This window comes from Actinoplanes sp. ATCC 53533 (assembly GCF_003947245.1).
This window is the reverse complement of record NZ_QHHV01000061.1, coordinates 44,820-55,579: the sequence shown is the minus strand read 5'-3', so window position 1 is coordinate 55,579 and position 10,760 is coordinate 44,820. Positions and strand designations below refer to the sequence as shown.

At 71.4% G+C, this 10,760-nt stretch carries 8 protein-coding genes; all 8 read right to left on the bottom strand.

Going from position 1 to position 10,760, the window contains the following annotated elements:
• Positions 1-629: hypothetical protein (locus DMB66_RS21360; protein ID WP_125805876.1), on the bottom strand; the 629-nt coding region annotated here is incomplete at its 3' end.
• Between the two features lie 406 nt (positions 630-1,035).
• Positions 1,036-1,974, bottom strand: a complete 939-nt coding sequence (locus DMB66_RS21355) for a replication-relaxation family protein (protein WP_125805875.1) — start codon at positions 1,972-1,974, stop codon at positions 1,036-1,038.
• A 110-nt stretch (positions 1,975-2,084) separates the two neighbouring features.
• Positions 2,085-4,673, bottom strand: coding sequence for a type IV secretory system conjugative DNA transfer family protein (locus DMB66_RS21350; protein ID WP_370318890.1), 2,589 nt, complete (start codon positions 4,671-4,673; stop codon positions 2,085-2,087).
• 35 nt (positions 4,674-4,708) lie between these two features.
• Positions 4,709-6,529, bottom strand: coding sequence for a VirB4 family type IV secretion system protein (locus tag DMB66_RS21345; RefSeq protein WP_125805873.1), 1,821 nt, complete (start codon positions 6,527-6,529; stop codon positions 4,709-4,711).
• Complete coding sequence (locus DMB66_RS21340) at positions 6,526-7,488, bottom strand: PrgI family protein (protein WP_370318888.1); 963 nt, start codon at positions 7,486-7,488, stop codon at positions 6,526-6,528. Before DMB66_RS21340 ends, DMB66_RS21345 begins: the two co-directional genes overlap by 4 nt.
• Positions 7,485-8,414, bottom strand: a complete 930-nt coding sequence (locus tag DMB66_RS21335; protein ID WP_370318893.1) for a conjugal transfer protein TrbL family protein — start codon at positions 8,412-8,414, stop codon at positions 7,485-7,487. Before DMB66_RS21335 ends, DMB66_RS21340 begins: the two co-directional genes overlap by 4 nt.
• Positions 8,415-8,425: 11 nt before the next feature.
• The gene (locus tag DMB66_RS21330; protein WP_199752548.1) at positions 8,426-8,827 is read right to left on the bottom strand and encodes a pilin; all 402 of its coding nucleotides are present in this window, start codon (positions 8,825-8,827) and stop codon (positions 8,426-8,428) included.
• Between the two features lie 673 nt (positions 8,828-9,500).
• Complete coding sequence (locus DMB66_RS21325) at positions 9,501-10,604, bottom strand: hypothetical protein (protein ID WP_233624743.1); 1,104 nt, start codon at positions 10,602-10,604, stop codon at positions 9,501-9,503.
• Positions 10,605-10,760: the final 156 nt, after the last annotated feature.

Genomic DNA, 10,760 nt, shown 5'->3' with positions numbered 1-10,760 from the left:
GGGGCCAGCTGGGTGCCGTCGAGCCTGAGCAGGGCGTCACCGACGACCGCGGTACAGGCGCTGTAGTGCTGGTAGGCGGTGGGACCCGCCTGGAAGATCTCCAGCTCCTCCAGGGCCAGCGGCACGCCGGTGTAGGCGGCGTTGTGCATCCGCATCGCGTTGACCCGGGGCTGGCTGTAGAACGCGGCAGCCATGTCGTCGAGCGGGAACTTGGCAGGGTTCTCCAGGTTCCTGGCCTCGAAGTCCGCCCACGGAGTGGCCGGCCTGGTGCCGTGTACAGCCTGCTGCCACGTCTGGTGACGCATACCCGCGCCCATGCCGGCGGCGACGTGCATGCCGGCCAGGTTGAGCAGCCGCGCAGGTCCGCCCGCGCAGTAGGCCGGCTGGTTCTTCTCGGCCTTGCGAAGGTCGAACAGGTGCTTGCGCTCCCAGATGTGGATGGTCGGCTTGGCCCAGAACCGGGCGTACAGGCTTCCGGAGACACGGAAGTGCTGGTCGAGCTGGCGGGTCGCAAGCGACTCGCGGGGCAGCTCGTCGGGCACGCAGACCACCATCGTGCGGATGGTCGCGACGACCGCAGGGGCCTTTCCGGTCTTGCCGGTGCTGTTGGGGTTGGGGATAGCGGCCATGACAGGTCCTCCTCGGATCTTCGGTGCGGCGTGCAAGGCACGCAGCAATGACCGGCCCACTGGGTGCGTGGGTCGGCTGTTGGAATGGGGGTGGTGCTGGTGGTCGGGTGCGACCTGGCGGTCGCCGCGTGGCGCGAGTGCCGACCGGCCCGAAGGCGGGTGGGCGTGACGCGCCGCTGGTGCGGCGGTGGGGTCAGGTGGGACCGAACCGGGGTGGAGATATATATGGGGGGTGTGTTGCCGAAACGGTAGCGGTCTGATCTGTCAGCCCAGCGTCTACGCATTGCACCGCGCAGGGCGCTGACCTGCACTGTCAGACATTCATCGAAAACAGTCGTTGCGTTGTCAGATCGGGAAATCTGTCAACGCGGGCGTGCGATGCGATGACAGATACCGGCGGTGTCTGTCAGGTGTCGGCGAGCTCGTCTTCGTCGAAGGACTCGTCGTCGAAGTCGTCGCCGAGGTCGTCGTCCGGCTCGACGCCGGACGGGTCGGGGTAGCCGTCAGGGCCGGGGTCGTTGGGCAGCTCGTGCAGGTGCCGGCGGCGGAACGGGTCGGAGGTCAGCGCCCAGACCGGCCCGGCGGGGTCGTCGCTGTGCACGGCGGTGGCCACCGGCATCAGGGTGGGCACCCCGTGCAGGATCCGCAGCAGGCTGGTCTCCCGGCGCTCGTTGGGCACCCAGAGCAGGACCGGCAGGCGGGGCCCGTAGCGGGCGAGGCGCTCGTATCCACGTAGTTTGCGCACCACGCGGGCGAGGTCCTCGGTGTCGCGGTCGTGTTCGAGGAAGAACCCGACCGTCGTGCCGTCGGCGTGCCAGATGCCGTGCCCGTCGGGGAAGATCTTGGCTCGGTTGTGCACGGCGGTGGCGTGCTGCTCGGACCACCAGCGCAGCAGGACCGAGCCGTCGTTCGTGCGGGTCCGCGCGTGCAGGTCGACGAAGAACTGGTTGACGCCGAGCAGGTGGTGAAGGCGCCGGCTGTTCACGATCCGCTCGGCCCGTTCCGTGCTGGACCGGGGCGCCTTGAGCTTGAGGTTGTCGGGGTCGCTGAACGCCTGCGGGTGTCGGCGCAGCCCGACGGGGCCGAGGGTGTACAGGTAGGAGGTTTCCGGGCCACCGTCGGCGGCGGCGAACGCGAACCGGTGCACGACCTGCAGCCGGTGCAGGATCGTCAGCCGCATCTGCGCGGTGCGCCGCGCGGTGAACAGGGCCCGGTGGATCTGGTCGGTGGACAGCAGGTAGTGCTCGGCCAGCCAGGACAGCAGAAGACGATCACGGGGAGTGAGACGACGATAGACAGACAGAGGATCGGGTGTGGTAGATGGAAGCGGGACACGGCGATACATCAGAAGTACTCCTAGGGCGAAGACGGTGCCCTCCTATCGGAGGGTGTCTGAGGCAGCAGGAGACGCCGGAGAAGGCGGAAAGGGGGCACGTGCGGCACTGACAGACCAGGTCAGGACGATCTGTCAGGCCCAGATGTCGGCTTGCGACGCGACCGGTCACGCGACGGTTGACCCGACCCGGACCGCGACCCGTCCGCATCGGACGTGCCCTCGGCAGTGCCCGACGCGGTGGTCTTGCGGCGACGGGCCCGGTCCTTCTCCCGCTTCGTCAGCCGCTTGACCAACTCGTCGACGGCGCTGGTGTCCTGGTCGGGCACCGCGGCGGCGGCGGCCGTGCGGATCGCGGTCGCCTCGCCGACCACGGGGCGGGGCGGGCGGGTGCGCATGGTGAACGCCGGTGTCTGTCGGCCCGCCACCACGAGGCGGGTGACGGCGGTGTAGGCGTCCATGTGGCTGAGGTCGTGCTCGTCGAGCTCGGGCATGGTGTGCCGGGCCAGGATCCGCGCGTCCTCCGGGCTGCAGGTGAAGTACACCTTGTTGCGGGCATTGGCGGACACTGCGGCGAGCAGTTCCTTGGGGAACTGGGCCAGGTCCTGGTGCGCCAACACCATGGATAGCCGATATTTGCGGGCTTCAGCCAGCATCGTGTCGAGGCTGCTGGCGAGGGTGAGGAAGTTCTGGCACTCGTCGAGCACGACCTGGCAGTCGCGGCGCTGGTCGACCGGGATGGCGGCGCGGGCGGTGGCGGCCTGCCACACCTTGGCCAGGATCAGCGAGCCGAGCAGCCGGCTGGTGTCCTCGCCGAGCATGCCCTTGGGGATGCGGACCAGCAGCACCCCGCCGTCGAGGACCTGGCCCATGTCGAAGCTGGACTTCGGGAACCGCATCGAGCGTTTCACGAAGTCGCGCAGCAGGAACGAGCGCAGCCGGGCGAGGACCGGGCCGATGACCTGCGAGCGCAGGGCGGGGGTCATCTCGTCGTACCAGCCCCAGAACCCGTCCAAACCTTCCGGGTCGTCGAGGTCGACGGTCATCTCGGAGCGGAACTGCGCGGAGGTCAACAGGGGTGGGATGTGCTGCAGGGTGACGTTGGCGTGCTTGAGCAGCGTCAGACACGACACGCGCATGACGTCGTCCATGCGCGGCCCCCACGCCTTGACGAAGATGGAGCCGAAGATGCTCACGAGGTTGTCGGTGATCAGGTCGTGGTCCAGGCCTTCGAGGGGGTTGAGGGTCGGCGGGTTGGGCTGGTCTGGGTCGAACAGCACCACCCGGTCGGCGACCGAGGCGGGCAGCCGGTCGAGGATGTCGGTGACGAGGTCGCCGTGCGGGTCGATGACCACGGTGCCCCGCCCGGCGAGGATCCCGTCGACGATCATGTTCGCGAGCAGCGTGGTCTTGCCGGAGCCGGTGGAGCCGACCATGTGCATGTGGTACCGGGCGTCGGGCACGGCCAGAGCGACCGGGTGGCCGCCGATCTCGGCGTCGCCGAGCACGGTGACCCCGCGTCCGCCCGTGGGCACGGCGACCGGGGCGGGCATGGACTTGGCCCGCGCACGGTCCAGGCCGGGCACGGCCAGGTCCTGCGGCAGCGCGGCGAGGGCGGCCAGTTCCGGGGCGGCGGTGAGGAATCCGGGGCCGAGCCGGCGGGCGGCGAGCACCGCGACCGGGTGGCGCATGCGGGTGCGATGGGAGAGGCGGTTACGGCCCGCGTGCACGGCGAAGGCGGAGGCGACCGCGTCGGCGATCCCGCGCAGCCGGTTGTCCGGTCTTGCACCCGAGCGGTGGCCGGTGGCGGCGACCGCGTAGCGGATGCCGGTCTCCCACAGCACGTGGGAGGTCTTGTCGAGGATGGCCCGCACGTCCCGCTCGACCATCGGGTCGCGGCGTTGCTGGGTCGCCGCGGTCGTGCGGGTGCTGATCTTGCCGGGCAGGAACGCCTCGATCAGCCAGAGCAGCGGTGCGGCGGGGTTGATCGTCGGGATGGCGGTCTTGCCGTCGCGCAGCCGTCCGGCGGCCCGCCGGGCCCGTGCCGCGCGGCGTGGTGACGCCGGGCGGGCCAGGATCTGCACGCAGGCGTACTCGCCGTCGCGGAGCTGGGCGCCGGCGGCCATCAGCGCGCGCAGCGGGTCGGCTTCGTGGTCGGTGTTGAACGGCAGCCACTCGGCCGCCGTCGGGGACAGGTGCCCGCCGGTGGCCGCCACCGCGTCGGCGGGGATCGGATCTGCCGCATCGTCGGTGGTGCAGGCGGCGCCGGGCCACGCGCCGCGCACGGCGGCCTCGACGGCCCCCTGGGGGACGCTGCCGGGCACCCAGATCGAGATGAGCAGCTGCCGCCCGGCCCAGGTGTACTGCCACGCCACATGCGGGGTGCCGTAGAGCAGGCGTCGCCGCCGCGAGGGGGTCAGCGTGCCGGCGAGGTTGGCGAGGAACGCGGCCGAGCTGTGCGGGTCCACCTCGGGCGGCGGGGCGATGGTGACCAGGCGGGCCCCGGCGGCGTGCCTGCGGTGCCGCCAGGAGGCGAGCAGGTTGCGGCCGGCGATCCACCCGACGAGGCCGGCGGCGGCGACCGCGGCGAGCCACGGCCGGTCGATGGCCCACACTCCGGCGGTCCAGACCCAGCTGGCCGGCGGCGACAGGTCCGGATGGGCGGCGGAAAGCAGTTCGGCGCCCGTCCCTTGCGGGGCGGGCGCCGACACGGTCGCGGTATACAGAGGTATCTGGGGTGGGGGTGTCACAGGTCGTCCTCATCCTCGTCGTCGCCGATCAGGTCGGCGGGGTTTGTCGTACATAGGGCGTGCTCCTGCTCCGAGCTGATCGACTCGAAGCCGGTGCGGGCGATGCCCGAGATGAGCAGCCCCTGGCCCTGCCTGGCGCCCAGCAGCAGCCGGCGTTCCCCGGCAGTCAGACCGAAGGCGTCGCCGACCGCGTCGATCGCCTGCGGGGCCTGTTTGAGCAGCACTTGCGTGGCGGCGTTGGACACCACCGCCTGGCCGAGATCGGTGCCCAGCACGTCCGCGACGTCCTGGGTGACCACGGTCAGCCCCGCGAACCGTTTGCGGCCCGCCTTGCTCATCCGGAACAGGAACTTGGCGCCTTCGCCGTCGCGCATCAGCAGCCACGCCTCGTCGACCACGACGAGACGCCGCACCGGCGCCGTCGATGTCGCCCGGTATTGGCGGGGCAGGTCGACTTGGCGCCAGATGTGGTCGAGGGCGAGCAGGGTGCCGATGGTGCGCAGCTCGTCGGGCAGGTGCCGCAGGCTCCACACCACGAGATGCCCGACCGGGGCGTGGGTGGTGGGCCCGTTGAACAGGTCGGCGAACGAGCCGTGCACCCAGGGGGCCAGCCGGGCGGCGAGTTGCGCCGCGGCCGGTTCCTGGTCGGTTTCCAGGCAGCCGACCAGGTCTTTGAGTAGCGGCGCCGGTCGTTTGTGGGTGTGCGGGTCGGCGGTGATCCCGGCGTGGCGGTAGACGGCCAGGATCGCTCGGTCCAGGGCGGCCCGTTCGGCCGGTGGTGGCGGCTGTCCGATCAGCACGGAGATGACGGTGTGCAGGAACAGCCCGCGGCGGGTCAGGGTGTCCGGCCGGTGGTCCCCGACCGGCAAGTCGAGGGGGTTGATCTTTACTCCGGGCAGGCCGAGCCGTACGACGGTGCCGCCGACGGCGTCGGCGAGCCGCAGGTACTCGTCCTCGGGGTCCACGATGGAAACCTGGACGCGCTGGTACAGGTTGCGGAGCACTTCCAATTTCACGAAGTAGCTCTTGCCGGCGCCGCTTCTGGCCAGGACGACGGAGTTGTAGTTCTCGCAGGTCCACCGGTCCCACCACACGATGCCGTTGGAGGCGGGGTTGACGCCGTAGAGCACCCCGCCGGTCACCGGAGGATCCCCCGGCAACGGCGCCGGCAGGTCCGGGCTGGCTAGTGGGAACGCGGCGGCCAATGCCTGGGTGTCCATCGTGCGCAGCATCTGCAGCGAGTCGGTGGCCAGGGGCAGGGTGGTGGTCCAGCCGGCCAGGTGTCGCCAGGTCGCCGGCTGTACCTCGATCAGGGTGGACGCGGCGGCTGCCTTCACCTGGGTGCACGCCTCGAGCAGCTCAGGCTCGGTACGGGCGTGCACCGTGAGGTACAGGCCGACCCTGAAGAGCTTCGCCGCGCCGCGGGCGAGCCGCTGGGCCAGGTCAGCGGCGTCCTCGGCCGCCGCCTCGACGTACGGGTCGGCCAGCTTGCCCTTCTCCCCGTCGGCCCGTCGGGAGGATTCGAGTCGGGCGCGCTGGGTGCGCAGCCGTGACGCGGCGACGGGGGCGGGCAGCGGGTCGATGTGCAGGGCCAGGTCGAGGCGGCCCGGCCAGGCCAGCAGCGGCTCCAACCAGCCGGGCCCGACCTCGGCGGGATACCCGGTCACCACCAGGGTGGCCGCGTACCCGTCCCCGACCCGCAGGAAGCGGGGGGTGACCTCCACCGACGCGGGTGCGACCACCCCGGCCACCCCGCTGGTGGAGGTGGCCGGACCATCACGGTCGCGGGCGGTTCGACGGCGTAGGAGTCCGTTCATGACGTTGCCTTCTTTCTACGGGGGCGGACCGGGGTAGCACCGGTGATGACCGCGTCGGGGGCGGCCAGCCCACCCGTGCGGGCCGGCCGGTACGGGTCGGCGCAGGCCGCGATCGCCGCGGTCGCGGCGTCGCCGTCCAGTGCGCGGGTGGTCACCCCGAGGCCGGACAGCGACCGGACGGTGTCGTCGGCGCGGCGGCGGGCGGCGTGCCCGCCCCGTCCGCCGGCCGGAGCGCGGGTGACGATCAGGACCTGCCGGCGCAGCGGATCGCGCCGCTGTGCCAGGTCGTCGAGGAAGCGGGCGTGGTCGGCGCAGGCTGCCTCCAGCGCCGGGTGCGGCAGCCGGTGGGCGGTCGCGTCCAGGCCGGTGGCGTGGCTGGCCAGGTCGACCGGCTGGGCGGAGACCACCACCTGCGTCGGCGTGGACAGGGAGTTGAGCCAGCGACCGAAGGTGTCGACCAGTGCCTGCTGCTCGCCCGGGGTGCGTAGGGCGAGGTTGACGGTGGTGGCGGCGACGATCGCCGCCGGCGCGCCGGGCAGGGCGATCTCGCCGTCGTCGGCGATCGCGGTCGCGGGTAGTTTCAGCGGGGCCGGCAGCGGCATCCGCCCGGCGGAACCGTCCACCCAGCCGGGAGTGCGGCTGCGGGTGTCGGTCGTGGACAGCGCCTTGGGTGCCCGGCTGTGGCGGATCGAGGCGAGCAGCCACTGGTCCATCGGAAGTCCGTCGCGGCGCCCGACGGCCAGGCCGAACACCAGGCCGCCGAGCACCACGCAGGCACCGAGCAGGACCGGCACCGGCAGTAGGGTGTGCAGCGACCGCCAGCCGCCGTAGAAGATCACCGCGGCGACGGCGAGAATTGCCAGCTGCCGGAAGGTCAGTCCATAAAGGACTTTGTCGGGTGCGTCCACGTCTGCGGGCATGCGGGCGCGGACCGCGTCGTCGTCGCGGGTGCCGGTCATCGGGCCGCCCGCCCGATGCCGGGGATCGCCTTGGCCAGCTGCTGGACGACCACGACCCGTACGACCGCGCCGATGAAGCTGGTGCTGCGGCCGGACTGCGACACGAACCGGCCGACCAGGCCGGGGATCTTGACCGTGTACCAGAGCAGCACCATGACCACGAACAGGTTCAGCACCGGCCCGGGGTCAATGGGCAATCCCAGCGCGGGCAGCATGTGCCGTGGGTCCAGCAGCATCCATTGGCCGGCCTGCAGCATCAGCGCCTGCAGCACCGGCGTGGCCAGACAACCGCCGTAGCCGCGCCACCACAACCTGGCCAGGCCATCGGTCTGCGGCAACGCGTGACAGGCCAGGGCGAGCGGCGCCGCGGCGGTGAGCACCAGCAGTGTGGAGAACCGCACGATCAGGCTGAACCCGGTCATCGCGAACAGCACCGTGATGATCACCGCGATGATCACGAACAGCAGCGCTGGCAGGCCCGAGTCGTCCCTGGCGGCGGCCTGAACATGCGTGTTGATCGCGGTGAACGCGCCGTCGTCGCTCTGGGCCGGGTCGGACAGCGCCCCGGTCAGGCCGTTCGCCACGCTGATCGCCAGGCCGCACAGCAGTTGCGAGAAGTGCGCGCTGATGAACCCGACGATCAGCCGCGGTGCGAGGTCCTTGACCGTGTAGCGGGACTTCTCGTCGCCGCCGGCGACCATGACCAGAATCCCGGCGGCCACGAATGCCAGGACGAAGACGGTGTCCACGACCCAGGTGGCCCGGCCCGTGAGGGCCTGCACCTGCGGCAGGCCCGTCACGTCCGGTGTGATCAACAGGAACTTCGCGATCGCGCCGAACATCGCACTGAAGCAGGCGAGGATCGCCTTGGCGACCCACTCCATGAACAGGTCGAGGATCTCAGCGACCGGGAACACCCAGCCCAACCAGTCCATGGTCAGCCCCCGACGATGCCTTTGACGACCTCGAGCAGGATCGGCGCCAGCACCGCCAGGCCGTAGCCCACGAGGGCGTTCTTCAACGCCGCCTTGGCTTTGTCGACCTGGGCGGGGTCACCGCCCGCGGTGGCGTAGTACACGCCGGCCAGGACCAGGAACAGGGTGGCGACCGCCGCCAATATCCCCATGATCCACTTCTGGAGGTTGGCGATCACGGTGGGCAGCGAGTTCGCCGCGAGATAGACCGGCGCGCCCGGGTCCGCGAACGCGGCGGTGGGCACGGAGATCAACAGAACGATGGTGGCCAGGTGCGCGGCGATGGTGCCGGCCCGGCGCAGTGTCAGGCGCCGCAGGGCGGCGCGAACGATGGTGTGGGCGCGCGGAAGTCGCGTGCGGAACATGGGGGTTCACCTCCCGCCCCGCGCCGCAGCCCAAGAACAGGGCCGGCGCTGGGGCGAATGCCGGAAGACGGGCAAGGAACCGCCGCCGGGCATGGCTGGAGGTGAACGGGCGAACCGCGTGGAGATCCCCGGGAGGAGCTCGTCCTCCCTTTACGGGTTGGCGGTTTCGATGTGGTGTCAGCGCATCAAAGGAGCGCGGCACCCGGGGCACACGAGACGCGCGTGCCTCCAACTAGCCCGACGGCGGGCAGCGTCCCCGCAATGCCGGGCCGTCGGTGGCGCCGGCCGGGAACCGCTGCACCCACCAACCGGGCTTTGTCAGCCGTGGCGAACACCCCTGCGATCTGACAACGCCGCCGGGAGTCTGACAACGCAGGTCAACCAGCATGCCGAGAGGGAACGGATCGGCGGCCCGCCACGGCCAGGGGAAGGCTGCACCGGTGACCATCGCCGTTGTCGGATCCGTTGTCAGAGTTCTTGTCAGATTCGGCGCGACGACGAGAGGCTCACGGCGAGCCGGCGCTTGCAGTTGGTGGGGCTGCCTGCCCTGGTCGCCGTCGTGCAGTCGCGGCAAGGCGTGGATGCGGCCGGCCGGGTCGGGGACGAGACGGCAGCGGGCCCGGCGCGATGATCGCGCCGGGCCCGGGAATCGAGGCGTAGCAGAGGCGGTCGCTCAGGCCGCCGCGGCGGCAGGGCGGGAGTTGCGTCGAGGTGCCGAGCGGCCGGCGGCGGCCTTGCCTGCCCGCGCTGTGGTTGACAGGTGATGCCGTTTGGCCAGTTCTGCCCGGACCTCCGGGGAGGGCGTGCCGGTGAGAATGCCGGCGGACAACGCCCACGCGATGCGGGTGTCGGCGCGGTTGAGGCGCATCCGCAGCACGTCCACGTCGACGCCCCGCGCCTCGGCGACCAGGCCCGGGGTGCGACGGCCGAGCCGGATCTCGATGTACGCCTCGACGTCCCCGGTGTCGATGAGACCGAGGGACTCGGCCCGGTAGATCAGCAGGTCGACATGCCCGTACGGCTGCAGCGGCAGGCGGGACTCGGCGGCGGCGTGCTCGATGTCGGCGACCAGGACGTACTCCTGCTGGGCCAGGCGCAGGTCCCGGCCGGCGCGCCAGGCGGCGAAGCACAGGCTCGCGTGCGGGGCGTCCTTGGCCGGGTCCACGCTGTGGCGCAGGCCGTGCAGGAAGCCGGTGAGCAGTTCGGAGTCGATGTCGGCCGGGTCGCCGCGGTAGCCGGAGGTGAACGTGCCGGCCATCGCGACCAAGGCGGGCATCGCCATGCCGACGGCCGCGATCACCCACTCCGGCTTGCCCTGCCGGGCGCGGCGGATCAGCTCCCGCCACACAGCGTCACGTACCGCGTAGGCGCTGGGATGTGCCATCAGCCAGTCCCGCAAGGCCGGCAACGGCACCTCGCCCACCGGAATGTCAAGATCGATGCCGGTCGGCGCCGCGGTGCCGGCACTTTCGGCGGTCGTCCCGCCGTGCTCGGCAACGGGAGTGCCGAGTGCGTCGGCGGTTGTGCCGCCGCCGTCGGCGACGCCAGTGCCGGGGCTGCCGGCGGTTCTGCCGCCGCCGCCGTCGGCGACGCCGGTGCCGGGGTTGCCGGCGGCCGTGCCGCCATCGGCACTGCCGGACGCGGCGATGTCGGCGGCGGTCAGTGCGGCGCAGTCGAGGGCGAGGGGATCCGGTCCTGTCGTCAGTGCGGCGAACGTCTTGTCGGCGGCCTGCAGCGCGGATGCCGGCCAGTCGTCGCGGGTGTCGGACTCGCTCATGGAGAGTGCTCCAAACCAAGGCAGTGGATGGTGCCGCAGGCGCGGCGGTCGGCGTTCAGTGCGCCACAGCCCTCTGACAACGGCATGACAGAGCAGGTCAACGACGGTTCCGGCCACCTCGACGGGCCCGGCGTGAAATCTGACAAGACATCGACT